This window comes from Thalassospira profundimaris WP0211 (assembly GCF_000300275.1).
Classification (GTDB): Bacteria; Pseudomonadota; Alphaproteobacteria; order Rhodospirillales; family Thalassospiraceae; genus Thalassospira; species Thalassospira profundimaris.
The window spans coordinates 184,080-209,540 of record NZ_AMRN01000007.1 but is presented as its reverse complement, the minus strand read 5'-3'; the positions used below and the strand labels follow the sequence as shown (position 1 = coordinate 209,540).

At 54.4% G+C, this 25,461-nt stretch carries 27 protein-coding genes; 19 read left to right on the top strand and 8 right to left on the bottom strand.

The window, feature by feature from the left end; translation table 11 throughout:
• The first annotated feature begins 4 nt into the window (after positions 1-4).
• The 4 genes from TH2_RS14405 (at position 5) to TH2_RS14390 (ending at position 4,473) form a co-directional block, all read left to right on the top strand.
• Complete coding sequence (locus tag TH2_RS14405; RefSeq protein ID WP_008891169.1) at positions 5-1,342, top strand: pyruvate dehydrogenase complex dihydrolipoamide acetyltransferase; 1,338 nt, start codon at positions 5-7, stop codon at positions 1,340-1,342.
• Positions 1,343-1,437: 95 nt separating this feature from the next.
• A complete protein-coding gene (lpdA, locus tag TH2_RS14400) occupies positions 1,438-2,835 on the top strand; it encodes a dihydrolipoyl dehydrogenase (RefSeq protein ID WP_008891168.1) in 1,398 nt (465 codons plus the stop codon).
• Between the two features lie 125 nt (positions 2,836-2,960).
• Positions 2,961-3,959 carry a lipoyl synthase gene (gene lipA, locus TH2_RS14395; RefSeq protein ID WP_008891167.1) on the top strand — a complete coding sequence of 333 codons (999 nt, stop codon included), beginning with the start codon at positions 2,961-2,963 and terminating at the stop codon, positions 3,957-3,959.
• A 49-nt stretch (positions 3,960-4,008) separates the two neighbouring features.
• On the top strand, positions 4,009-4,473 hold the full coding sequence (locus TH2_RS14390; RefSeq protein WP_008891166.1) for a type II toxin-antitoxin system RatA family toxin: 465 nt from the start codon (positions 4,009-4,011) through the stop codon (positions 4,471-4,473).
• Between the two features lie 3 nt (positions 4,474-4,476).
• Here the strand turns inward: TH2_RS14390 and TH2_RS14385 are convergent, their stop codons facing one another.
• On the bottom strand, positions 4,477-4,977 hold the full coding sequence (locus TH2_RS14385) for a CinA family protein (protein ID WP_008891165.1): 501 nt from the start codon (positions 4,975-4,977) through the stop codon (positions 4,477-4,479).
• Positions 4,978-5,007: 30 nt separating this feature from the next.
• Positions 5,008-5,502, bottom strand: coding sequence for a phosphatidylglycerophosphatase A family protein (locus TH2_RS14380; RefSeq protein ID WP_040823978.1), 495 nt, complete (start codon positions 5,500-5,502; stop codon positions 5,008-5,010).
• A gap of 222 nt (positions 5,503-5,724) precedes the next feature.
• On the opposite strand from TH2_RS14380, the gene TH2_RS14375 reads away from it, so the two are divergent.
• Both TH2_RS14375 and TH2_RS14370 read left to right on the top strand, forming a co-directional pair.
• Positions 5,725-7,050, top strand: coding sequence for a M23 family metallopeptidase (locus tag TH2_RS14375; RefSeq protein WP_008891163.1), 1,326 nt, complete (start codon positions 5,725-5,727; stop codon positions 7,048-7,050).
• Entirely contained in the window at positions 7,010-7,465 is a 456-nt protein-coding gene (locus TH2_RS14370; protein ID WP_008891162.1) for a bactofilin family protein, read from the top strand. The genes TH2_RS14375 and TH2_RS14370 overlap by 41 nt, the downstream gene beginning before the upstream one ends.
• A gap of 136 nt (positions 7,466-7,601) precedes the next feature.
• On the opposite strand, the gene TH2_RS14365 is transcribed toward TH2_RS14370, so the two are convergent.
• On the bottom strand, positions 7,602-8,300 hold the full coding sequence (locus TH2_RS14365; RefSeq protein WP_008891161.1) for a haloacid dehalogenase type II: 699 nt from the start codon (positions 8,298-8,300) through the stop codon (positions 7,602-7,604).
• A 95-nt stretch (positions 8,301-8,395) separates the two neighbouring features.
• Positions 8,396-10,432: a lytic transglycosylase domain-containing protein gene (locus tag TH2_RS14360; RefSeq protein WP_008891160.1), complete on the bottom strand. Its 2,037-nt coding sequence runs from the start codon at positions 10,430-10,432 to the stop codon at positions 8,396-8,398.
• Between the two features lie 208 nt (positions 10,433-10,640).
• Here TH2_RS14360 and dapA point away from each other — a divergent pair, with 208 nt between their 5' ends.
• Positions 10,641-11,522: a 4-hydroxy-tetrahydrodipicolinate synthase gene (gene dapA, locus TH2_RS14355; protein ID WP_040823975.1), complete on the top strand. Its 882-nt coding sequence runs from the start codon at positions 10,641-10,643 to the stop codon at positions 11,520-11,522.
• Positions 11,523-11,539: 17 nt separating this feature from the next.
• Complete coding sequence (gene smpB, locus TH2_RS14350) at positions 11,540-12,016, top strand: SsrA-binding protein SmpB (protein ID WP_008891158.1); 477 nt, start codon at positions 11,540-11,542, stop codon at positions 12,014-12,016.
• 137 nt (positions 12,017-12,153) lie between these two features.
• Here the strand turns inward: smpB and TH2_RS14345 are convergent, their stop codons facing one another.
• Positions 12,154-13,053: a DUF2971 domain-containing protein gene (locus tag TH2_RS14345; protein WP_008891157.1), complete on the bottom strand. Its 900-nt coding sequence runs from the start codon at positions 13,051-13,053 to the stop codon at positions 12,154-12,156.
• A 116-nt stretch (positions 13,054-13,169) separates the two neighbouring features.
• Here TH2_RS14345 and TH2_RS14340 point away from each other — a divergent pair, with 116 nt between their 5' ends.
• Together TH2_RS14340 and TH2_RS14335 are read left to right on the top strand one after the other, a co-directional pair.
• Positions 13,170-13,829: a sulfite oxidase-like oxidoreductase gene (locus TH2_RS14340; RefSeq protein ID WP_008891156.1), complete on the top strand. Its 660-nt coding sequence runs from the start codon at positions 13,170-13,172 to the stop codon at positions 13,827-13,829.
• A 64-nt stretch (positions 13,830-13,893) separates the two neighbouring features.
• On the top strand, positions 13,894-14,385 hold the full coding sequence (locus TH2_RS14335) for a glutathione peroxidase (RefSeq protein WP_008891155.1): 492 nt from the start codon (positions 13,894-13,896) through the stop codon (positions 14,383-14,385).
• 41 nt (positions 14,386-14,426) lie between these two features.
• Here the strand turns inward: TH2_RS14335 and recQ are convergent, their stop codons facing one another.
• The 3 genes from recQ to TH2_RS14320 all read right to left on the bottom strand — a co-directional run bounded on the left by recQ (position 14,427) and on the right by TH2_RS14320 (position 17,613).
• The gene (gene recQ / locus TH2_RS14330) at positions 14,427-16,259 is read right to left on the bottom strand and encodes a DNA helicase RecQ (protein ID WP_008891154.1); all 1,833 of its coding nucleotides are present in this window, start codon (positions 16,257-16,259) and stop codon (positions 14,427-14,429) included.
• Between the two features lie 19 nt (positions 16,260-16,278).
• Entirely contained in the window at positions 16,279-16,920 is a 642-nt protein-coding gene (locus tag TH2_RS14325) for a uracil-DNA glycosylase (RefSeq protein WP_008891153.1), read from the bottom strand.
• Positions 16,921-17,004: 84 nt separating this feature from the next.
• Complete coding sequence (locus TH2_RS14320; protein ID WP_008891152.1) at positions 17,005-17,613, bottom strand: LabA-like NYN domain-containing protein; 609 nt, start codon at positions 17,611-17,613, stop codon at positions 17,005-17,007.
• A gap of 200 nt (positions 17,614-17,813) precedes the next feature.
• Between TH2_RS14320 and folK the strand changes: the two genes are divergently transcribed.
• From folK to era, 9 genes are all read left to right on the top strand, one after another.
• Positions 17,814-18,362: a 2-amino-4-hydroxy-6-hydroxymethyldihydropteridine diphosphokinase gene (gene folK, locus TH2_RS14315; RefSeq protein ID WP_008891151.1), complete on the top strand. Its 549-nt coding sequence runs from the start codon at positions 17,814-17,816 to the stop codon at positions 18,360-18,362.
• Positions 18,363-18,471: 109 nt separating this feature from the next.
• Positions 18,472-18,804: a DNA-directed RNA polymerase subunit omega gene (gene rpoZ / locus TH2_RS14310; RefSeq protein ID WP_008891150.1), complete on the top strand. Its 333-nt coding sequence runs from the start codon at positions 18,472-18,474 to the stop codon at positions 18,802-18,804.
• 141 nt (positions 18,805-18,945) lie between these two features.
• Entirely contained in the window at positions 18,946-21,090 is a 2,145-nt protein-coding gene (locus TH2_RS14305; protein ID WP_008891149.1) for a RelA/SpoT family protein, read from the top strand.
• A gap of 179 nt (positions 21,091-21,269) precedes the next feature.
• The gene (locus TH2_RS14300; RefSeq protein WP_231959728.1) at positions 21,270-21,932 is read left to right on the top strand and encodes a DUF2062 domain-containing protein; all 663 of its coding nucleotides are present in this window, start codon (positions 21,270-21,272) and stop codon (positions 21,930-21,932) included.
• Positions 21,929-22,678, top strand: a complete 750-nt coding sequence (locus TH2_RS14295; RefSeq protein ID WP_008891147.1) for a pyridoxine 5'-phosphate synthase — start codon at positions 21,929-21,931, stop codon at positions 22,676-22,678. Before TH2_RS14300 ends, TH2_RS14295 begins: the two co-directional genes overlap by 4 nt.
• Positions 22,679-23,074: a holo-ACP synthase gene (gene acpS, locus TH2_RS14290; RefSeq protein WP_008891146.1), complete on the top strand. Its 396-nt coding sequence runs from the start codon at positions 22,679-22,681 to the stop codon at positions 23,072-23,074.
• Positions 23,075-23,099: 25 nt separating this feature from the next.
• The gene (gene lepB / locus TH2_RS14285; RefSeq protein WP_008891145.1) at positions 23,100-23,846 is read left to right on the top strand and encodes a signal peptidase I; all 747 of its coding nucleotides are present in this window, start codon (positions 23,100-23,102) and stop codon (positions 23,844-23,846) included.
• Positions 23,846-24,529, top strand: a complete 684-nt coding sequence (gene rnc, locus TH2_RS14280; protein ID WP_008891144.1) for a ribonuclease III — start codon at positions 23,846-23,848, stop codon at positions 24,527-24,529. Before lepB ends, rnc begins: the two co-directional genes overlap by 1 nt.
• Positions 24,522-25,460 carry a GTPase Era gene (gene era / locus TH2_RS14275; RefSeq protein WP_008891143.1) on the top strand — a complete coding sequence of 313 codons (939 nt, stop codon included), beginning with the start codon at positions 24,522-24,524 and terminating at the stop codon, positions 25,458-25,460. Before rnc ends, era begins: the two co-directional genes overlap by 8 nt.
• The last annotated feature ends 1 nt before the right edge of the window (position 25,461 follow it).

Below are 25,461 nucleotides of genomic sequence, written 5' to 3'. Positions count from 1 at the left end.
GTTCATGCCTGTAAAAGTATTGATGCCGGCCTTGTCGCCGACCATGACCGAAGGCACCTTGGCGAAATGGCACGTCAAGGAAGGCGACACCGTTGAATCGGGTGACGTCATCGCCGAAATCGAAACCGACAAAGCCACGATGGAAGTCGAAGCCGTCGACGAAGGCAAGATCGGTAAAATCCTTGTTTCTGAAGGCAGCGAAAACGTTGCGGTAAATGAAGTTATCGCGTTGCTGCTTGAGGAAGACGAAGACGAAAGCGCGCTTGAAGGTGCAGACACGTCTGCTGCCAGCACGTCTGGTGGCGGTGAAAGTGCGCCGGCCAAGGACGACGCCAAAGCGGAAAAGGCACCAGCAACAGCCGAAAAATCGGCTTCTGGTGACGACAAACCGGCACCGGCTGCCCCGGTTTCCGGTGGCAAGCGCATCAAGGCAAGCCCGCTTGCGCGGCGTATTGCAGCCAACGAAGGTGTCGAGCTTTCGGATGTTTCCGGTTCGGGCCCGCGTGGTCGTATCGTGAAACGCGATATTGAGGCGGCTCTGTCGTCGAAACCGGCCGAAAAATCCGCCGCATCCGAAGACAAGAAATCGGCAGATGCACCGGCAGCGGCAAGTGCACCGTCCGCATCTGGCTGGAACCCGGATCTTACCGGTCTTCCGGAATACGAAGAAATTCCGAACAGCGGCATGCGCAAAACCATCGCGCGTCGCCTGACCGAATCCAAGCAGCAGGTTCCGCACTTCTACCTGACGGTGGATTGCGAACTCGACAATCTGTTGGCCACCCGCAAGCAGCTGAATGAAAAGGCGGGCGAGGGTGTCAAGATTTCGGTCAATGACTTCGTCATCCGTGCGGTGTCGCTGGCGCTGAAAAAGGTTCCGGCTGCGAACTCCATCTGGACCGACAAAGCGACCCTGCAGTGCAAGAAACAGGACATCTCGGTGGCGGTTGCCATTGAAGGTGGCCTGATCACGCCGGTTGTTCGTGATGCCGGTTCGAAAGGCCTTGCTGAAATCTCAGGCGAGATGAAGGCTCTGGCTGGCAAGGCACGTGACGGCAAACTGAAGCCGGAAGATTATCAGGGCGGGACTTTCTCGGTCTCCAACCTGGGTATGTTCGGCATCAAGGACTTCTCGGCGATTATCAATCCGCCGCAGGGCTGCATCCTTGCAGTTGGTGCGGGTGAACAGCGCCCGGTCGTCAAGGACGGTGCACTGGCAATCGCCACTGTCATGACCTGCACCCTTTCTGTTGACCATCGCGCGGTCGATGGCGCAGTCGGTGCGGAATTCATGGCCGAATTCAAAAAGCTTATTGAAGATCCGCTGAGCATGTTGCTCTAGGGTCCAAAGTTGTGCGGGGGCTTTAATAAGTCCCCGCAAGCATTTGAATTTAAAAGACCTGTAACCATTAGTGGGCAGGCGAAGGAGATCCTACGATGGCGGATAACAATTTCGACGTAATCGTGATTGGCGCAGGCCCGGGTGGTTATGTAACCGCAATCCGTGCGGCCCAGCTTGGCCTGAAAACGGCTGTTGTCGAACGTGAACATGTTGGCGGTATTTGCCTGAACTGGGGCTGCATCCCGACCAAGGCGCTGCTGCGTTCGGCCGAAGTTTATCGCAACATGCACCACGCAAAGGATTATGGCCTTTCATGTGAAAAGCCGTCCTTTGATCTGGATGCGGTTATCCAGCGTTCGCGCGGTGTGTCCAAGCAGCTTGCCGGTGGTGTTGGTCATTTGCTGAAAAAGAACAAGGTGACCGTGATCAACGGTGAAGCCAAGTTCGACGGCCCGAAAAAGATCGTGGTCGAAGGCAAGGACAAGGGCACCTATACCGCGAAGAATTATATCATCGCGACCGGTGCGCGCGCCCGTTCATTGCCGGGTCTTGAGGCCGACGGCAAGGTTGTCTGGGATTACAAAAAGGCGATGACGCCTGACAAGATGCCCAAAAGCCTTGTTGTGGTGGGGTCCGGTGCCATCGGGATCGAGTTTGCCAGCTTCTATCACACCATGGGTGCGGATGTGACCGTGGTGGAAATCATGCCGCAGATCATGCCGGTTGAAGACAAGGAAGTCGCAGGCCTGGCACAGAAGATGATGACCAAGGACGGGATGAAGATCCTGACCGAAGCCAAGGTCGCGAACCTTAAGCGCAATTCCGATAACGTTGTTGTCACGGTTGAAACCAAGGACGGCAAGAAACAGGAATTGACCGTTGATCGCGTGATTTCGGCCGTTGGTGTGATCGGCAATACCGAAGGTCTTGGTCTTGAAACCACCAAGGTCAAGGTTGATCGCAACGTGATTGATACCGACGAATATTCGGCAACCGCGGAACCGGGCATCTATGCCATTGGTGACGTTGCCGGTCCGCCGATGCTCGCACACAAGGCAGAGCATGAAGGTGTCATCTGCATTGAAAAGATTGCCGGCGTCAAAGGCGTTCATCCGCTTGATCCGCGCAAGATCCCGGGTTGCACCTATTGCCATCCGCAGGTCGCAAGTGTCGGCCTGACCGAAGCCAAGGCCAAAGACGCCGGTTATGAAGTCAAGGTTGGCAAGTTCCCGTTCATTGGCAATGGCAAGGCGGTCGCCCTTGGCGAGGCAGAAGGTCTGGTCAAGACCGTGTTTGATGCCAAGACCGGTGAACTGCTTGGTGCGCACATGGTTGGTGCCGAAGTGACCGAGCTGATCCAGGGCTTTGTGGTTGCGATGGGTCTTGAAACGACCGAGGAAGATCTGATGCATACGGTCTTCCCGCATCCGACGCTTTCGGAAATGATGCATGAGTCGGTCCTTGACGCCTATGGCCGTGCGATCCACTTCTAGAGCTTGAGATATTTTGTCGTGCCGGGCGGACATGCCCGGTATGATCACCTTTTACGAATGTCGGTTTGACAAATGCGCGGCGTGGCGGCAAATTGCCGCCCGTCCAATCCTTCGGAGGTAACTCTATGTCGACGGCGCCCAGCGAACAGAAACCCGTTCGTCACCCGGAAAAACAGAAACGGCCAGATCGCCCGTCGGGGCGCAAACCGTCCTGGATCAGGGTCAAGGCTCCGACCTCCAAGGGGTATCAGGAAACCCGCGACCTTGCGCGTGGCCTGAACCTTCATACTGTATGTGAAGAAGCCGCATGCCCGAATATCGGCGAATGCTGGCAGAAGAAACACGCATCCTTCATGATCATGGGCGATACCTGCACGCGTGCATGTTCGTTCTGTAACGTCAAAACCGGGATGCCGAACGCGCTTGACCCGTTCGAGCCGGAAAACCTGGCGATGGCGGTTGCCGACATGCAGCTTAAGCATGTTGTGATCACGTCTGTTGACCGTGATGATCTCGCCGATGGCGGGGCAGCGCATTTTGCCCGCGTGATTGAGGCGATCCGTCACAAGTCGCCGGAAACCACGATTGAAATCCTGACCCCGGACTTCCGTGACAAGCCTGGTGCAGTTGAAATCGTTGCCAAGGCCCGTCCGGACGTGTTCAACCACAATCTTGAAACCGTTCCGCGGCTCTATACCAATATCCGTCCGGGGGCGCGCTATTACCAGTCGCTGCGTATTCTTGATCGCGTCAAACAGATTGACCCGACGATCTTTACCAAATCCGGCCTGATGGTTGGTCTGGGTGAAGAGCGCAAGGAACTGGCACAGGTAATGGATGACCTGCGTGTGGCCGATGTCGACTTCCTGACGATTGGCCAGTATCTGCAGCCGACGCTCAAGCACGAGCCGGTCCACAAGTTTGTGACACCTGATGAATTCAACGAATATGCATCGATGGCACGTGGCAAGGGCTTCTTGATGGTGTCGGCAACGCCGCTAACACGGTCGAGCTATCACGCGGACCGCGACTTCGAGCAGCTTCGTGAAGCGCGCGAGAAGAAGCTGGCTGCTGCCGATGCTGCCAAAGCCAAGGCGGAACAGACCGTAACGGCGGCACAGTAATCCTTTCACCCGTTTAGCCACAGACCACGACGATCAAGGGAGATATCGCGTGCCGACGCATGCAGAGCGCAGGAAACTGCCCTATACGCCGGAACAACTCTTTGATCTTGTCGCGGATATCGATTCCTATTCGGAGTTCCTTCCGTGGTGTGTCGCATCGCGGGTGCGCAAGCGTGAAGGCAATGTGCTTAAGGCGGATCTTGTGATCGGCTTTAAGATGTTTCGCGAAAAATACACATCGAAAGTCACCCTGCAGCGCCCGGACCGGGTCGATGTCGAATATCTGCAGGGGCCGTTCAAGTACCTTAACAATCACTGGGTGTTTGAAGAGGATGAAGACGGCGGCACGTCGCTTGATTTCTTTGTTGATTTCGAGTTTCGATCAGCACTTCTACAGAAAATGATCGGCGTCGTGTTTAACGAAGCCGTCAAGATGATGGTCGGTGCGTTTGAAACCCGTGCGCGCGAAGTGTATGGCGAGCCGAACTTGCCGACATCGGAAAATCAGGCCTGATTCCTATTCCTTGCGATCCAGCATTTCTTCGATCAGGGCAAAGGCCTTAATGACCGTTGCCTTGCGCACGGTATGGCGATCACCCGGAAAGACCGTGTGGGTCGTGATGGTTTCACGCCCCTTGGCCGCACAGCCAAAATGAATAAGCCCGACCGGTTTGGTGTCTGTTCCGCCGCCCGGACCGGCAATGCCGGTAACCGAAACGGCGATGGTGGCATTGGGGGCGCGATCAAGCGCACCTTCGCACATGGCACGTGCAACCTGTTCCGATACCGCGCCATGGTCGGCCAGAAGATCATTGCCAACGCCGATCAGGCTGTGTTTGGCCTCGTTCGAATAGGTGACAAAGCCACAATCGACCACCGATGAGCTGCCATCAACGCCGGTCAGGGTGCCGGTGATCAGACCACCAGTACAGGATTCGGCCGTGGCGATCATTTCGCCCTTGGCCTTGCAGCGCGCGATCAGGGCACTTGCCGCATTCAGAAGATCAGGGTCATTCATCATCACGATCTTTCGTCCATCAGGTGCCAGTCAGGAGCCTGTCAGGTCGCCAGTCAGGTAAACAACGCCGACAAGCGCAATCATGGCAAAAACGCCGGCCAGGACATCATCAAACATGATGCCAAACCCGCCGCCCACACGCCGGTCAACCCAGCGTATCGGCCAAGGCTTGATGACGTCAAATATGCGGAATGCCAAAAAGGCAATCAACAGCCACACAGCATCCATCCAGACCGCACCAAGCGGCACGACAAGCAGACACATCCATTGACCGACCACTTCGTCAATGACGATCTCGCCGGCGTCATGGATACCCAGCATGTTGCTGTACAGATGGGCGACCCAGATACCGATGGCAAAAACGGCGATGCTGGCGATGATCAATGCCGTGTTTCCGCCGTAAACCCAGATCAGCCAGCCAAAGGGCAGGGCTGCAAACGATCCGGCCGTGCCGGGTGCCTTTGGGCTTTTGCCGCTATAAAACCAGGTTGCGGCAAAGGTGATCATAAATCGGGAAAACGCCATTCTCAGCAAACGCATATGATGTGGAAGATGGCCATAGGTAACACAGCATATGAGCAGAAGGTGAAAATTTTGCGATTAAGGATGTGTTAACGGGCTTGCTTGCAGGCCGAGTTACAGGTAGCGTAAAGAAAAGGCGAAAATGTCTCAGGTGGGGTCAAAGAAACTCTGCATAACCGGGGTAACCGGACGTGCATACGGGCAACTAGGGGTTAGACACTGAATATGTCGGCGTTTGAACGCATTCGTCGGTTGGTGGATAAATGGTTTCCGGATCGGCAGTTGCTTATCCGTTCCAATGATTCCGTTTACCAGCTTCGGCTTGGAAAATACGCGCAGGTCGCACTGGCCTCATTCGGGGCAGCAGCCATCACCTGGACGGTCGGCGTTACAGGTTATAGCTGGTACCTTGATCAGCGCCTTACAATGCGTGAAGAGCAGCTTTTCAGAAGCGAGCTGTCGTACAACCGTCTGATCGCCCGGGTTACCGAAAGTCAGCGCCGTTTTGGCGAGATTACATCCCAGATGGAAGATACCCATCGTAATCTGTTGTCGATGGCGGAAAAGAACCTGCAGCTTCAGGCGCGGGTACAGGATTATACCTCCAAGCTTGCCGATAGCGAGAAGGAGAAAGTCCGGATTTCATCGCTTCGCACGTCGATGGATAACCAGATGAACGCGTTGCAGGGGCAGATTGACGGGATCACCAACCGCAACCTTGCGCTGCGCGATGAGTTGGAAACGGTTGAAACCGTCATGTCGCGTGTAATGCGCGAACGTGATCAGGCTTTGCAGCGGTCCAAAAAGCTTCAGGGTGAACTGAGCGAAGCGCGTCAGCGTATTGCTGATTTGCACTCGATCCAGCAGCAAGCCATGCAGCGGGTGGCCCAGACGGCAGATACCACCATTCTCGAGCTTGAGAATGTGCTTGAAATGACCGGCCTGCAGCCGGAAACATTTGTTCTGCCGCCGATGAAGCCGCAGCAGCCCGGTGTTGGTGGCCCGTTCGTGGCGTTTGAGCCTGAACACCCGCAGGACGAGGAATTTGTCAATACGGCGTTGGCGCTGAATGATCGTATGGATCACCTTGCCAACCTGCATGACAGGATCAAGAAGACGCCAATCGGGGAACCGGCGGCGAAATACTATCTATCGAGCTCGTTCGGTAAACGAAAAGACCCGATCAATGGTCGCTGGGCTTTTCATTCCGGTGTTGATCTTGCCGGACCGATCAAGACACCAATTCTTGCAACCGCACCGGGCAAAGTGGTGCATGCGGGATGGAGTGGCAAATACGGGAAGATGGTCGAAGTTGATCACGGAAACGGTATTCGAACCCGTTATGGCCACCTATACAAGGTCCTCGTAAAGAAGGGCGACGAAGTGCAGTACCAGGACCATATCGCCTTGATGGGAAGCACGGGCCGCAGTACCGGTAGCCATGTGCATTATGAAGTTCTGGTCAATAATAAGCCGGTCAATCCTGTAAAATTTATTGAGGCGGGACGTTATGTTTTCAAAAGCGAGCAAGACGACACAAACAACGAATAAAAGTGGTTCACACGGCGCCGAGAAAAAGGGTGGCCTGTCGGTCATCAATGCCGATCTTCGTGTGACGGGTGATCTGATTTCGGAATCCGATGTTCAGGTTGATGGTTCGGTCAATGGCGATATTCGCACACGAACCCTGACCATCGGTCAAAGCGGCGAAGTCCGCGGCGAAATCGTTGCCGACAAAATCCGCATTTGCGGCACTGTTATCGGTCAGGTCCGGGCAAAGGACGTTTCCCTTTCCGATACCGCCCGCATGATCGGTGATATTCTTCACGAAAGCCTTTCCATCGAGCCGGGTGCCCATATCGAGGGCCATTGCCGCCGCATCGAAAGCGCTGCCGACGAAGGCGGCCTGACGGTGATCCAGGCGGGGCAGGTGGTTGCTGCCAACGTGAAGAAAGAAAACAAATAATCACTTAAGTGATTTGTGTTGCGGTTTTTAGGTGGCGGGTCCGGCCATAGGAAAAACCGACAGCAAAGCAAAAAAGGCAGGCACCGGTTTCGGGCCTGCCTTTTTCATGTTTGGGCGTGATTGGAGCTGCCCGGCGTTATGCCTTTTGCGGTTCGCCAACCAGTGGCAGCAACTCATCAAGGCCGTTCAGCACCACATCGGCGGTATGCGACAGGCGTTCGGCCGGGCTATGCGCGCGATTGATCCAGGCGGTGCGGAACCCGAAATGCCCGGCTCCGGCAATGTCCCAGCCGTTTGACGACTGGAACGAAATCTCCGCCGGTTCGACTTCAAGCTTGTCGACGGCAAGCTGATAGACATCCGGGTGCGGTTTGTAGGTTTTAAGATCATCGACACAGATGATCTGATCAAACAGCGACAGAATGCCTGACGATTTGGCCGCCGAGATCAGCATATGCTTGGCACCATTGGACAGGATCGCAAGCTTGTGACCCTGACTTTTAAGTGTTTTCAGCGTTTCGACGACTTCGGGGAAGGTATCAAGCGACAGATAGGTTTCCATCAGCTTGGCGCGCAGCACCGGATCCTTCTTGCCAATCTGATCAAGCGCGTAATCGAGCGCATCACCGGTCACAGTCCAGAAATCGGCAAAGTCCCCCATCAGACTGCGCAGCCAGGTGTATTCAAGTTGCTTTTGTCGCCAGAGGGATGAAAGGTGGTCTGCCTCGTCGCCGACGCTGTCGCGCAATTTGGCGACGGCAGAGCCGACATCAAACAGGGTGCCATAGGCATCGAAAACAAAAGCACGGCAGGAAGACAGTGCGTTATCGGACATATTGCTGACCTCTTCTGACAAGCAGTGTTGATCAAATATGGGGCAATTGCGCGCAGGCGCAAATCAGGACAGGCGGAAGATACCCCCAACTGTCCTTATTCGGTATCTTGTGCTGCGTCGCTTTGGCCCATTGCGATCTCGTCCCGGGCAAAACGCCGGCGATAGACATAAGTTCCTTCCATCACACGCTGAACATAGTTTCGGGTTTCGCTATAGGGGATCATTTCGATCCAGTCGACCAGATCGACATCCGGGTCGCGCGGATCGCCATATTCGTTGATCCATTGGCGCACACGGGTCGGCCCGGCATTGTAACTGGCAATCGTCAGGACTTCCTGACCATCCCAACGATCAAGAAGGCGGCTTAGATAAGCGCGGCCGACCGCGATGTTGAAGGACGGATCCTCGATCAGGCGATCGGTGTCGTAATCAAGCTTGAGCGACTGTGCCATGCGCTTTGCCGTGGCGGGCATCAGCTGCATCAATCCACGTGCGCCAGCAGACGAGACCGCCTGCGGATTAAACAGGCTTTCCTGACGCATGATGGCATGGACCAGTGCCGGATCGGGGGCACGGCCAAGCGGGACCTGTTCATGGATCGGGTAGGCGGCGTCAAGATAGCCGCTGCCAGTCCGGATGCTGCGTTTGGCGGCCAGAATGCCCAGATCGGTGCGGCCATATTCGCGCGCCAGATCGGTCGCCATGGCGAGGTATTCCGGTTCATCATGTTCGTAAACCAGGGCCATGATGAACGGACGGATGATATTGCCAAGCCCCATCGCGCCGAGCTTGCGAACGACCTGGGTCAGTTCCTGTGCTTCGAATTCGGCGCGTTGTTCGGCGGTCGGGACGGGTTGTTCAACCGAATAGGATGGCTTGCTTCCTAGTTTGTCGATGGCGAGCTGTCCATAGAAGGTATGGGCATGTTCGGCCGCGATTGCGTACCATTCCTTGGCGCGTTTCTGATCGCCAAGCGCCTCGTTGGCGCGTCCGGCCCAGTAAGAACCACGCGACAGGCTGATCGGATATTGAACGACATCATAAAGGTTCTGGAAATGGGTCAGCGCGATGTCGGCATCGCCCAAAAATTCAAGCGCGATCCAGCCGGCATACCATTCGGCCTCGGCGATATCGCCCGGATCAACCTGCCCATGGTTGGCGACAAGGCGATAGGCATCGGTGATGTGCCCCTTTTGCAGGGCGCGGCGGGCCAGAATGGCCTTTTCCAGCCACCAATATTGCGGCCGGATCGAGATATAGGCGAGATCATTGGCCTGCGAGAGCAGAAGATCACGCGCATCCTGATCGCGGTCCTTCTTGCGGCGCCAGCGCACGCGTTCGTAAATCAGGCCGGGATCATCGCGGTATTTTTCAGGAACACGATTGATCGCACCGTCAACACCGCCACTCATGGCGCGCAGGGCGGCGCGGGCCTCGGCCAGGCGACGGTAATCGTCGCTGACATATTTCATCATGCGCGCGGCCGTCGTCAGGCGACCTTCCCATAACAGGCGATCAAGGCGCTGTTGATGGGTTTCCTGATCAATATATTCGCCGTAGCGATCAAGGAAGCGACGTTCCTGACCGCTGCCGAAATTCTCGTTAATCCAGCTGTGACGGACCAGTGCGATGGCCGCCGATTCCTGTCCGGCACCCAGCAACGCCTTGATCTGGCGGGTTGCGCCGTCGGCAGTCACGGGGGCGGATCGTTTGAACCAGGCCAGGATTTCGTCATCGGGCACGGCATCGGTCATGGCTTCTTCGGCGCGCTGTCGCAGCAGCGCCTGATTGGGCCATTTCGGATGGGCATCGATGAAGGCGGTGATTTCTTCGAAGCTGTGCCCGGAATTGGGGGCGGTCAGCAGCATCCATTCCGCCGCCTTTTGCAGCAGGGGATCATCGAAGTTGGTCAGGAGTTGTTCGAAAATGTCGGTCTTGCCATCTTCAACCGCGTCCAGAAAGGCGTTCAGGCGCGCCCGGCTGACAGCAGAATACAGCGGCGAGGGCGGCTGCGTCTGAAGAACGTTGTCTTCATTCGTTGCGGCCTGCACCTGATAACTGCCTGGTATCAAGATCGAAAAGCCCAGTGCCAATGCGCAGATCGAAATCTTGCGGAAAGACGCTTGCGCCATGTGATGTTCCCCTTGTGCCTTGCGGCAACGAATGCTCTCTCGAGCCGGGCATTATGGCAGCGAATTTGATAAAAGCCAAACAGTCCTGACGGGAATTTTCAGACCCGATCCCGGATCGCCCGGATTATTGGATACAGTGCTTGCGGGAAACCCCAACAGCGGCTATTTTCGCGACCGCTTTCAATATATCCCGAATTTGGAGATCTCTATGTTTAAGGGTTCAATCACAGCTTTGATCACACCATTCACGCAAGATGGTGCGATTGATGAAAAGGCGTTCCAGTCTTTTGTGGATTGGCAGCTTAAACAGGGCACGACAGGTGTTGTGCCTGTCGGAACCACTGGTGAATCTCCGACGCTTAGCCATGCCGAGCATCATCGCGTTGTCGAACTGGCACTTGAAGTTGCCAAAGGCCGCGGTCCTGTGATTGCGGGCACGGGTTCGAATTCGACCGCAGAAGCGGTGTCGCTGACCCGTCATGCGCAGAATGCCGGTGCGGATGCCGCACTTGTGGTAACGCCGTATTACAACAAGCCGACCCAGAAAGGCCTGTATGCGCATTACAAGGCAATTCATGACGCGACCGATATCCCGATTGTGATTTACAACATTCCGGGCCGTTCGATCGTCGATATGCATGTTGATACCATGGCGCAGCTGGCCAAATTGCCGCGCATTGTCGGTGTTAAGGATGCGACCAGCGATCTGGAACGTCCGGCATTGACCCGCCTGGCGGCGGGTGCCGATTTCTGCCAGCTGTCGGGTGAAGACGGCACGATTGTGCCGTTCCTGGCACAGGGTGGTCATGGCTGCATTTCCGTCACATCGAACATCGCGCCGAAATTGTGTGCTGATCTGCATGCGGCCTGGGCTGCGGGGAACATTTCGAAAGTTCAGGAGTTGAACTATCGACTGATGCCGGTTCACAAGGCGATGTTCTGTGAATCCAGCCCCGGACCGGTGAAATACGCAGCAGAGCTTCTTGGCCTGTGTGGCAGCCATATGCGTTTGCCGATGGTCGAGATTGCCGAAGAATCCAAACGCAAGGTCGAAGCCGCACTTAAGAATGCTGGTATTCTCGGCCAGTAAGCGATAACAAGCGTCTTATGGCACCCAAGAAAGAAACAAGTAACAACAAGATTGTCGCGCAGAACCGGCGGGCCCGCTTTGACTTTTTCCTGACGGAAACGTTTGAAGCCGGCATCGCCCTGCGCGGTACCGAAGTTAAATCGCTGCGCGATGGCAAAGGGAATATTCAGGAATCTTATGCCGAAGCGAAGAACGGCGAAGTGTGGCTGATCAACGCTTATATCCCTGAATATCAAAGCAAAATGCCGTTCGGCCACGAAGAACGCCGACCGCGCAAGCTGCTTTTGCATAAGCGTGAAATCACCAAGATGCATGATGCCCTGAACAAGAAGGGCTTCACCCTTGTTCCGGTCAAACTGTATTTCAATGAACGCGGTATTGCGAAACTTGAACTCGCCATCGCCGAGGGCAAGAAAAAGGCTGACAAGCGTGAAGCGGTCAAAGAACGTGACTGGCAGCGCGACAAGGCGCGTTTGATGCGCGACTTTGGCTGATTGCCATATCCGTCGCGGCTAAGTGACTTGCCGAGAGCATGTGAAGAAAGATTAAATGGCGCTGACATGGTGAACATGTTGGCGCCATTTTTTTGTGGCGAGTGTTTTTTTTGTTGGCTGTTGCTCGTGCCAGCACACTAACCAATAAACGGGGTCTTAGAGCAGTATATTTCTATGTCAGCCTCATTAATCATGTGACGGATTGCGTTGGCGTGCTTCTCTTGATTTCTATGTGGCCCAACTATTATCCGCTTTATAGGCAGACAGTCGTCTTCGTCTGTTTGTTGGAATAAAGTAATGTATGGGATCAAAAATCCGTCTTTGACCCGGTATTGTTCGCCTTTGCTCTTCCCTTCGTCCCAGTAGATTGACGATGCTATTCTAACCTCTTTTTCCTCTTCAAAGCCTTGGTGTTTGAATCTACATGCACATTTTATGTAACCCTCAAATACAGAAGCTAGTTTGCGGGTAGGATCTGTTTCCTTGAAATTCAAGTTCTTGAGGAGGCGGTACAAACCATTGATGTCTTTTCCTAGAAGTTTTTCAGCTCGCTCGTCTTGTCCCTGATAAATAACACTGTTAAGCCTGATATAGTTAAACTTGTCCCTGTTTTTCCGTATTAGTTTTTCTATGTCTTTTGCTAGAAATTCGACTGCATAACCACCGTCGCGGCCATATCCTCTCCATTGGCTTAGAAGGCCATTTTCTTGTGAATACGGGTCCATTCTAGATGAGAGGCAAAAAGAAGTGATATACGTATTTAAGAATGATCGGTTTAATCCATTCCTGAGTCCAAAAAATCTTTCGTGAATGCGTTCGCACATTTCTCGAATTTTATACTTTCGCCACTTTTCTTTTTTTTCTTTGGATAATTTATATAGTTTCTCTGAGAGGTATTCAGTGAAGCAGACGATTTCTTGTTCATCGTTTAAGAACCGGAAGTGCGTAGCCCATAATGTGTTTGTTTCAAGGATACCCTTGATACCTGTGGCGTTTGTGTAGTGTACTAGCCGCGTATCGTCTTGCCATTTTGCCATTAGTAAGCAGCCCCAAACGGAAAATATATTCTTTATGGTAAGTGGTTTTCCTGGGGTGGGTAAAGGACGATGAGGAACGTGATGTTAGCTAAGCTTACTGGCATGGGGGAAATCTCTTGGACAGTCGCTTTTCAGGCAAGATCAAGGACAAGCTGATTGCGGCCAAACGCAAGTGGGCCGAAGACGGACGCTTGATGACCGGCGCGCCGGATACCGAGCGTGCGAACCGTTTGCCGCCGGGGCAGCGCCTTGTCACGGATTGGCCGGTTCTGGATATTGGTATCACGCCGCATGTGTCAGCGGATGACTATCAGCTTGAAATCAACGGGCAGGTCAGAAAGCCGGTGACACTGAGCTTTTCCGATCTGCTTGATTTGCCGCATGTGACGGCCAAAAACGACATTCACTGTGTGACCAGTTGGTCGCGATACGAAAATCACTGGCAGGGCGTGTTGGCCACAACGCTGGCAGAGCTTGTCGATCCATTACCCGCTGCGCGTCACGTCCTGTTTACCGCCCATGACGGCTATACGACCAATGTCCGGATCGAGCAGTTTCTGGATGATGACGTGCTGTTGGCCCATCACTGGGAAGGTGAGCCGCTGAGTGAAGAGCATGGCGGGCCGCTGCGTGTTGTGATCCCGAAGCTTTATTTCTGGAAAAGTGCCAAATGGGTGAAAAAGATCACCTTTGCCCGCGATGACAAGCCGGGCTTCTGGGAAGAACGCGGATATCACAACAATGCCGACCCATGGACGGAGCAGCGCTATGAATAGGCGGCAATTCGTTGTATTCTTTGTCTTTACTATTGTTGTCGTGAGTTTGTCCTGGAGGGAGACAATGGCATCGGATGATGCGCCATCTGCATACGACTTTTCTTTCCCGGCGATTGATGCCGGTGAAATCCATCTTTCAGAGTATAACGACAAAGTCGTTTTGCTGGTAAATACCGCCTCGATGTGCGGGTTTACGCCACAATATACCGGCCTGCAGAAACTGTGGGAAGACTACCGTGACGAGGGGCTTGTTGTCCTTGGCGTACCGTCGGCCGATTTTGGCGGGCAGGAATATAGCGAGGATGCCGATATCCTTGATTTCTGTGAGGTCAATTTTGATGTCGACTTCCCGCTGACATCAAAAACCACGGTCAAGGGCCCGGATGCGCACCCGTTCTATAAGTGGGCGGAGCAGGAATTGGGGGCGGAAAACGCCCCGCAATGGAATTTCCACAAATATCTGATTGGCCGCGATGGCAAGCTTATTCAAAGCTTTGACAGCCGGACCAAGCCGGAAGATGAGGAAATTGTCAGCGCCATTCGCGCAAGCCTTTAGGGCAAAACTGCCAAAAGATGATTTGATGACGGGACGGCGGATTACCGCCGTCCGTCCATGACATCAAGAAATGCCAATCCGTACTGATCAAGCTTTTTGACGCCGACACCGTTGATAGATGCCATATCTTCAAGGGTGCGGGGCTTGAAACGCACCATTTCCCAAAGTGTCCGGTCACTGAAGATCACATAGGGCGGCACATTCTGGCTGGTTGCCAGTTCGCGGCGCAGCGTGCGCAGCCGTTCCCAAAGATCGCGGTCTTGCTCGTTTTCGAATTCGGTATCAAAATCGCGCAGACGTTTGGTCATGGCGCGTTTGCTTTCGCCCGGGTCCTTGCGCATTTCGACGACTTTTTCGCCGCGCAGAACCGGTCGGGACTCCTCGGTCAGATAGACGCCACCATGTCCTTCGACATCGACTTCGAGATATCCCATGGCAAGGAGCTGTCGGAAGACCGAGCGCCATTGCGGCTGGGCGATATCCTTGCCAATGGCATAGACCGAAAGCTTGTCATGGCCGTTTTGGCGAATTTTTTCGGTCTTGCGGCCCATCAGGACTTCAATCACATGCGCCGGGCCAAAGCGTTGGCCGGTGCGATACACCGCCGACAGCGCCTTGCGCGAGGCCTGGGTTGCGTCCCAGGTATCAACAGGTTCAAGGCAGGTATCGCAGTTGCCGCACGGTTCGTGCCGGTCTTCACCAAAATAGGACAGGATCACCTGACGGCGGCAACGGGTGGTTTCCGCAAGCCCAACCAGCGCATCGAGTTTACGCGATTCAATGCGTTTCTGGGCTTCGGGCGCGTCGGAACCGGCCACCATGCTTCGGATCGAAACGATATCGGACAGATCGTAATTCATCCACGCATTGGCCGGCAGTCCATCACGCCCGGCACGCCCGGTTTCCTGATAATAAGCTTCCATGCTTTTGGGCAGATTGAGATGGGCGACAAAGCGGACATTGGGTTTGTCGATCCCCATACCAAACGCCACAGTGGCACAGATGATCAGCCCGTCTTCACGCAGGAAGCGATCCTGATGAAGTTGGCGTGTTTCCTGTGCCAGACCCGCATGATACGGCAGGGCTGGACGACCATTTTCCGAAAGCCATTGCGCGACGTCTTCGGTTTTGCGTCGTGACAGGCAATAGACAATCCCGGCATCTTCGGCATGTTCGCGATTAAGGAACGACAGCAGGCGTTGCTTGGCATTGCCCTTGGTTTCAATGCGATAGGTGATGTTCGGGCGGTCAAAGCCGGTGATAAAGCACTGTGCATCGGTCAGATGCAGGTTTTCGGCAATGTCTTTGCGGGTGGGGGTATCGGCCGTTGCGGTAAGTGCAATGCGCGGCACATGGGCAAAGCGGGTTGGCAGCAAATCAAGGCGGCGATATTCCGGGCGGAAATCATGGCCCCATTGCGATACGCAGTGGGCTTCATCAATCGCAAACAGGGAAATGCTGATGCGGTCGAGCAGGTTTAAAAACCGGTCAGAGGCAAAGCGTTCCGGCGCCACATAGAGAAGATCGATATCACCATCGACGGCACGCGTTTCAATTTCGCGCGCGGCATCGGGGGCAAGGGTCGAATTGATAAAGGCCGCCTTGACGCCCAACTGATTAAGCGCATCGACCTGATCCTTCATCAGGGCGATCAGCGGGGATACGACAACAGCCGTTCCCGGACGGCAGAGGGCGGGCACCTGATAGCAAAGCGACTTGCCGCCGCCGGTTGGCATCAGGACAAGTGCATCATTACCCGCGATAACATGATCAATGATTTCAGCCTGTTGACCGCGAAAGCTGTCATAGCCGAACACTTCTTGCAGAACGTCAATCGGCTGACGTTGTACAGGTCGGTCGAGAAGGTCGGGCATGGGCAATGTATCGGGCAAATTAACCGTCCAGATGTGCGCGAATTCCGGCAAAGACGTTTTCAAACATCTCTGGCGTCAGGCGATAGGTCTGGGTGTTGTAGCGCGAACAGTGATAGCTATCAAACAATGTGATGCCATTTTCCATTTTATGCGACGCGCCATGGCCAAATTTCAGCGATGAAAGCTTGAGCCCGAAGGTGCGCAGCATCGCCTGATGGGCCACCTGACCAAGGCAAAGGATGGCCGACAGGTTCTTCATGGCATCAAATTCGCTGATCAGGAACGGGCGGCATGTATTGGCCTCTGGCCCGGTGGGCTTGTTTTCCGGGGGCACGCATTTCACCGCATTGGTGATGCGGCAATCAAGCAGTTCAAGGCCATCATCCGGGCGTTTGTCATAGGTTCCCTTGGCAAAACCGAACTTTTTAAGCGTGTCATACAAAAGATCACCAGCGTAATCGCCGGTGAAGGGACGGCCAGTGGCATTGGCCCCCTTAAGCCCGGGGGCAAGGCCGACGATCAGAAGACGCGCATCAAGCGGCCCGAACGGACGCACCGGCCCGTTGTAGAATTCGGGAAATTTTTCCTGATTCTTGCGGCGGAATTCAACAAGGCGCGGGCAAAGCTGACAGTCGATATCGGGTTGCTGATAGGCGGTCATGGCAAGTCTGACGTTTTGCCGGTTACAGTGCGGGCTGTAACCGGTGGTGATCAGGGCAGGGTGACGTGCGACGCAGTGTCGCGATCAATCGTAATCGAATTCTTCGAGATCGGGATGTTCAGGATGATCGTCGATATCGGGGTGATCGTCGTCGCGGCGTTGCTGAACCTTACGCGCAATCGTGCCTTCAAGGGCGGTCAGTTCGATAAAGTTATCGGCCTGACGGCGCAATTCGTCGGCAACCATCGGCGGGTTTGATTTGACGGTCGAAACAACAGTGACGCGCACACCTTTGCGCTGCACGGCGTCAACCAGACGGCGGAAATCGCCATCGCCCGAGAAAATAACAACATGATCAAGGTGTTGCGCCATTTCCATGACGTCAATTGCCAACTCGATATCCATGTTGCCCTTGATCTTGCGGCGACCGGCGGCATCGGTGAATTCCTTGGTCGGTTTGGTGACCATGGTGTAGCCGTTATAGTCCAGCCAATCGACAAGCGGGCGGATCGGGGAATATTCCTGATCTTCAATCAGGGCGGTGTAGTAGAAGGCCCGGATCAGCTGACCTTTCTGGGCGAAAAGATCCAGAAGGCGTTTGTAATCAATGTCAAAACCAAGGGCACGGGCAGCGGCATAAAGATTGGAGCCGTCGATAAATAACCCGATGCGTTCTTGCGGGTAAAAAATCATCGTTAAATTCCTCAAACATCAAATTTAATTATTAGAGTTCCTAAAATCCGGAACTTTTAAAAACAGACCTTCAATCTTTACCGTGGCCTGCGGGACAAAGAAAGGCGAAAATATCGTGGACAGAGCAGGGTGGCTCCCTTAGATATGCCGTCTTTCCGAACCTTGTCATACGCCCAATCACCGAACCGAAGGTCTTCTTTGTGCGCAATTCTTCACCGTCAGACACCAGCATGATCGCGGATGACGCTATCCTGATTGCTTTCGGTGCAAATTTGCCTACCGAAGAATATGGTGCGCCTGCACAAACATTGAAAGCCGCACTGCGTCGATTGGCCGAAAATGGCGACATTTCGATTGATCAGGTATCATCGTTTTATGAAACCGCACCGGTGCCGATTTCTGATCAGCCTTGGTATGTAAACGGTGTTGCACGCATTTCGACGGAACTGTCTGCGCACGATCTGCTTGAACGTTTGCACGAAGTTGAGGCCGAATTCGGGCGTGTCCGGCGGGAACGCAATGCCGCGCGTGTCATTGACCTTGACCTGATTGCCTATGGCCGGGAACTGGTGCGCGAGGAGGGCGGCATTCAGGTGCCGCACCCGCGCATGGCGGAGCGGGCGTTCGTCTTGCTGCCTTTGCGGGATGTGGTTGCCGACTGGGTTCACCCGGTTTTGAGCCGCACAGTAGACGATCTGATTTCGGATCTGCCGGCCGATCAGCAGATTCGCAAACAAACGAATGGCTGATAAAGCATGCGAAAACCTGATCGAAAGAGTGGTTTCGCTGTTGCAACACACGTGATCCGACGCTATAAAGCTCGGTCTGGACACCCCAAAAGTATTTCTGGAGACATTTATGGCGCGCGTTACCGTCGAAGATTGCGTTGACAAGATTCCGAACCGCTTTGAGCTTGTAATGCTTGCAGCTCAGCGTGCACGCAACATCTCGGCCGGTGCAGAACTGACCATTGATCGTGACAACGACAAGAACCCGGTTGTTGCGCTGCGTGAAATCGCCGAAGTAACGGTTGATTTTGACGATCTGCGCAATGGCATGGTGCAGGGTCTGCAGCGGCATGTTGAAGCCGATGAGCCGGAAGAAACCGAAGACGATTTCGGTCCGAAACTGGTTGCTGAAGCTGTTGAAGAAGCTTCCGCTGGCGTTGTTGCTCCGTCGGAAGAAGAATAAGGTCAGACTGGTTTTGATCTGAACCTTTCCAAAAGAAGAGCCACGGTGTTTATCTTCCGTGGCTTTTTTTTGTCCAGATCGTACTATCTTATGAAAGGGGATGGATTATATCCCCTTGAGAAACTGCGGAGACGCCCCTGAATGATGCGGCAATACGAACTTGTTGAACGGGTTAAGGCATACGACCCCGATGCGTGCGAAACCACGCTGAACCGGGCCTATGTCTATGCGACCCAGAAGCACGGTTCGCAAAAGCGCGCATCCGGTGACCCGTATTTTTCCCATCCGATTGAAGTCGCAGGCATTCTGACCAATTACAAGCTTGATTGCGACACGATCATCACGGCGCTTCTGCACGACACCATCGAAGATACCGATGCGACCCCTGAAGAGATCACCAAGCTTTTCGGGACCAACATCATGAAGCTGGTCGATGGTGTGACCAAGCTGACCCAGATCGAGCTTAAATCAGCAGATTCCAAGCAGGCGGAAAACTTCCGCAAGTTGCTTTTGGCGATGTCTGAAGACATTCGCGTGTTGCTGGTCAAACTTGCAGACCGACTGCACAATATGCGGACGTTGCATTATATCTCCAAGCCGGAAAAGCGCGTGCGGATCGCTGCTGAAACGCTTGAGATTTATGCTCCGCTTGCCGAACGCATCGGTATGCATGACATCAAGGAAGAGCTTGAAGATCTGGCCTTCCAGCATATCAATCCCGAAGCACGGGACTCGATCCTGGCACGTCTGGAATTCCTGCGTGAGAAGGATGACAATGTCGTCAGCCGGATTGTATCCGAACTGACCGAAGTCATTTCGCGCCAGGGGCTTAAGGTCGACATTTACGGGCGCGAAAAGCGGCCCTATTCGATCTGGCAGAAGATGCAGCGCAAGAACATCACCTTTGGTGAGCTGTCTGACATCATGGCGTTTCGCGTTCTTGTCGATGACATGCCCAATTGCTATGAAGTGCTGGGCTATCTGCACGCCAATTACAAAGTGGTTCCGGGCCGGTTCAAGGATTATATCTCGACGCCCAAACCCAACGGATATCGTTCGATCCATACCACGGTGCTGGGCCCGGAAAATCACCGGATCGAGGTGCAGATCCGTACCCGCCAGATGCACGAGGTCAACGAAAACGGTGTGGCCGCACACTGGGCCTATAAGCAGGAAGCACCGACCGGGCAGCAGAAGGAAGGGGTGCAGTATCGTTGGCTGCGTGACCTTCTTGATATTCTGGAACATGCGTCCGAGCCCGAAGAATTCCTTGAACATACCAAGCTTGCGATGTTCCAGGATCAGGTGTTCTGCTTTAGCCCGAAGGGCGATGTCATTGCCCTTCCGGCCCGCGCGACCCCGGTCGATTTCGCCTATATGATCCACACCCACATCGGCGATACCTGTGTCGGGGCCAAGGTCAATGGGGCGATGGTGCCGTTGCGCACGGTGCTTAATAACGGTGATCAGGTCGAGATTGTCACTTCCAAGGCGCAAACGCCGAATCCGACCTGGGAACGGTTTGTTGTTACCGGCAAGGCGCGGGCGCGAATTCGTCGCTTTATCCGCCAGCAGCAAGAAGACCAGTACAAGGATCTTGGCAAGGCGATCCTGCAAAAGGCGTTCCGCCAGGAAGGCTATGACTATTCCGACAAGGCGCTTGAAGGGGTTCTTAAAATCTTCAAGCAGCCATCGGTTGATGCGCTTTTGACCCTTGTCGGGGCCGGGCATCATACCGGGCGTGAAGTTGTTCATGCCGTGTTCCCGGGCACCAAGGACAAGGAAACGGTGCGCAAGGTTGTGCCACTTGATAAGGTGCGCGCCCGCAAACACGATCACGCCATCCCGATCAAGGGCCTTATTCCCGGTATGGCCGTGCATTATGCTGGCTGTTGCCATCCGCTGCCGGGGGACCGGATTGTCGGGATTGTCACAACCGGCAAGGGTGTGACGATCCATACGATTGACTGCGATACGCTGGAAACCTTTACCGAGCAGCCGGAACGCTGGCTTGATGTCGGGTGGGATAACGAGGGCGAACCGGAACACTTCATCGGCCGCCTTGGATTGACCGTGGGGCATGAGCAGGGCGCGCTTAGTTCTATTACCAGTGTGATTGCCAAGAACCATGGCAATATCACCAATCTGCGCTTTACCAATCGCACGACAGACTTCTTTGAAATGCTGATTGATATCGATGTGGTCGATGTCAAACACCTGACCAATATCATTGCCGCATTGCGTGCCACACCGGTGGTCAATGCCGTTGAACGCGCGCGCGGGTGACGGCGAACTGTAAACGCCTTCACCTTTTAGGCGAATTTGGCGCAAAAGCCTTGCCAATCGCGCAGTCAGCACTTACGCATATGCTTCAAGATTTTACAGCATTACGTGATTAGATCCAGAACTGACCCCGCATGTTTCGGCGCCGCAGCAAACCTTCATCCTTTCAGCGTGTACGCAACGTGGTATGGCCGCGCGGCGGATGGCGTCGTTCGTCACAGTATTTTGCCCATCGCGTCGCCCGTTTGCCCGGATCGCCCTATAGCATCGCATCGGGATTTGCGATTGGGGCGGCGGTGTCTTTCACGCCGTTTATCGGGTTCCACTTTGTCATCTCGACACTGCTGAGCCTTTTGACGCGCAGTAACGTGGTGGCGTCGCTTTTGGGCACAGTGGTTGGCAATCCCTGGACGTTTCCGTTTATCTGGTTATGGCTTTATACCTGTGGCAACTGGATCCTTGGCGCGCATTCGGCAAGTTCGACAGTGCATTTCGATATGGCGGTGCTGTGGGAATTTGTTGTTTTGGGCCTGAACTATGTCGGCGGCGGGCTTATTTTCGGCAATTGGGATGTCAGTGATCAGCAGGCACTGGGGCAACTTTGGGCCAGCATTGTTGATATCATCTGGCCGATGGTGGTTGGCTGTATTCCGACAACGATTGTTATCTGGATACTGTTTTATTTCCCGATCCGCCGTGCGGTTGTGATTTATCGCCATAACCGCATCTTGCGCCGGATGAAAAAGACCGAGCGTCATGGCCTTGGCCCGATGCTTGAAAGTGCCAAGGAAAAGATCGGAACCGCCGCAAAGCACGCCACCAAAAAGCAGGATGAAACATCATGAATGCGAAGCTGCGCCTCGGGGTCAATATTGACCATGTTGCGACCATTCGAAACGCCCGCGGCGGCGATTTGCCCGACCCGGTGCGGGCAGCAGAGCTTGCAAAGGCGGCTGGTGCGGATGGGATTACGGCACACTTGCGCGAAGACCGTCGCCATATCCGTGATGCGGATATGCAGCGCCTGCGCGAAGAAGTTGACTTGCCGCTTAATTTCGAGATGGCGGCAACCGATGAAATGCTGGCCATCGCAATTCAGACCAAGCCGCATGCCGTGTGCCTGGTGCCGGAAAAACGCGAAGAACGCACCACCGAAGGCGGGCTGGATGTAGCAGGTGGGCATAATCATCTGAAACGTTTTGTCTCGGACCTTGGTGATGCCGGCATTCGCGTTTCACTGTTTATCGAGGCATCCGAAGCACAGCTTGACGCGGCCAAAAGCCTTGGCGCGCCGGTGGTGGAAATCCATACCGGGGCCTATTGCGATGCGAAGACCGACGAAGAACGTGCCCGCGAACTGGACCGTATCCGCCATGCTGTGCAATATGGGGCAGGGATCGGACTTGAAATTCACGCCGGTCACGGTTTGAATTTCGAAACCGTCAAGCCGATTGCCGCCATGCCGGAAATTGCCGAGCTTAATATCGGGCATTTCCTGATTGGTGAGGCGGTGTTTGTCGGGCTTGAAGCGGCGATTGCCGAAATGCGCCGTTTGATGGATGAAGCACGCACGCAGGCAGGTTATGCGTAAATGATCATTGGGATTGGCACAGATTTATGCGATATCCGTCGGATAGAGGCTACTCTTGAACGCCATGGTGAGCGTTTCATGAAGCGTGTCTTTACCGATATCGAGATTGCGCGTGCCAAACGAAAGCCGCACCGGACTGCCTCGTCGCTTGCCATGGCGTTTGCCGCCAAGGAAGCCTGTTCAAAGGCGCTTGGAACCGGTTTTCGTCGCGGTGTTTATCATAACACCATGGGTGTGGTACATCAGCCCAGCGGCAAGCCCGATATGGTTTTGATTCAAGGTGCGCAAGCACGACTTGAAGAATTGACCCCGGATGGGAAAACTGCCTCTGTGTATGTGACCCTGACGGACGAATATCCGATGGCCAATGCGGTCGTTGTGATTTCGGCAGATTGACAAAAATTGATTGGTTGAACACGGAATGGAAAAGCTTGTGCATAAGAAGAAAACGGGTGGTTTGCTAGACACCTTGAAGACCGTTTTCTGGGCCATTGTCATTGCACTTATGGTTCGGACCTTTGCTTTCGAACCGTTCAATATTCCGTCTGGCTCGATGATCCCGACCTTGCTGGTGGGGGATTACCTGTTTGTGTCGAAATTCTCTTATGGGTATTCGAAGCACAGCATGCCGTTCAGCCTGCCGATCATTCCGGGCCGTGTATTTGAAAGTGAGCCGGAACGTGGCGATGTGGTTGTCTTTAAACTGCCGTCTGATACCTCGCAGGATTACATCAAGCGTGTGATCGGCCTGCCGGGCGATACGGTTCAGGTCAAGGAAGGCCGTCTTTACATCAACAACAAGATGATCGAGCGCGAGCGTATCGAGGATTACATCCTGACCGATGGTGGCGGGCGATCAGCCGCAGTACCGCAATATATCGAAACCCTGCCAAATGGCCGTGTGCATCGCATTCTTGAGATGTTTGGCGATCAGGGACCGAGCGACAACACCGAAGCTTTCACCGTTCCCGAAGGTCATTTCTTCATGATGGGTGATAACCGCGACAATTCGGCAGACAGCCGTGCCTTCCCGTCGCGCTTCCGGTTTGTTCCGATTGAAAACCTGGTTGGTCGCGCAGAATTCCTGTTCTATTCCAAGGACAGCTCCCAGCCGGTTTATGACCTTGGCAGCATCCGTTTTGATCGCCTGTTCCAGGGGGTTAACTGATGAGCGACGGCCTGCCGGTGATCGCCGAGATTGATCACGGTTTTTCCGATCCCGACCTTTTGCGTGTGGCGCTGACCCATCGTAGTGCCGCCAAGGGCAAGGATATGCTAAGCGGCGGCAACGAGCGCCTTGAGTTCCTTGGCGATCGTGTGCTGGGTCTTGTCGTGGCCGAGATGCTGTACACCCGGTTCGGGCGCGAGCGCGAAGGTGCGATGGCCAAACGTTTTGTCGCACTGGTGCGCCGCGAGACTTTGGCGCGCGTGGCAGAACAGATCAAACTGGGTGAACACATCCAGATGGCCAAGGGTGAACGCGCAGCAGGGGCTGATACCAATCCGGCGATTTTATCTGATTGCATGGAGGCGGTGATTGCCGCACTCTATCTTGATGGTGGTCTTGAACCGGCGCGGCGTTTCATTGAAAAGCTGTGGACGCCGCTTTTGGATGAAGCCAACAAGCCGCCGCAGGATGCCAAAACGCAATTGCAGGAATGGCTGCAAGGGCGGGGCAAGCCGTTACCGAAATACGAGATGGTCGGCCGTGAAGGCCCGGCCCACGCGCCGTTATTTACCATCGAACTGACGACCGGCGACGGTGACAGTGTCAGTGCCGAAGGCAAATCGAAACGCGAAGCGGAACAACTCGCCGCGAAATTGATGTTGGATAAACTTAGTGATGAATGAGGTTCCCACACCGGTGGCCGAAGACAGATTACCTTATCAGCAACGTTGTGGCTTTGTGGCCCTCGTTGGTGCGCCGAATGCCGGCAAATCGACACTTTTGAACCAGTTGGTTGGTACGAAAGTGTCCATCGTCTCGCCGAAGGTCCAGACGACACGAACGCGCGTGCGCGGTATCGTCATGACCGAAGACGCGCAGATTGTTTTCATTGATACACCGGGCATCTTTGCGCCCAAACGCCGTCTTGACCGTGCGATGGTCAAGGCCGCCTGGAATGGGGCAGATGACGCGGACCTTGTTGTTCTGGTGATTGATGCCGGAAGCGGCATCACGGACGAAGACCTGGCCATCATCAAGACGCTTAAGGAACAGAACCGCAAGGCGATCCTTGCGTTGAACAAGGTCGACAAGGTATCGGACAAGGAAAAGCTTCTGCGTTTGTCGCAGGACCTGTTTGCCCATGAAGTCTTTACCGACGTCTTCATGATTTCGGCCAAAAAGGGTGCGGGCACGCAGGATCTGGTGAATTTCCTTGCCGCCAAGATGCCCGATGGCCCTTGGATGTTCCCGGAAGACGATGTTTCGGATATGCCGCTGCGACTGCTTGCGGCCGAAATTACCCGTGAAAAGCTTTATTACCAGCTTCAGCAGGAACTTCCTTATTCAGCAACGGTCGAGACCGAGCTTTGGGAAGAGCGCAAGGATGGATCGGTCAAGCTTGAGCAGACCATCTTTGTCGAGCGTGAGGGCCAGAAGGCAATCATCCTTGGCAAGGGCGGGAAACGTATCAAGGCGCTTGGCAGCGATGCCCGCAAGGAACTTGAAGCCATTTTCGAACGCCGGGTACATTTGTTCCTGTTCGTGAAGGTGCGTGAAAACTGGGGCGATGATCCCAACCGCTTTGCCATGTGGGGTCTTGATCACAACGCCTGAT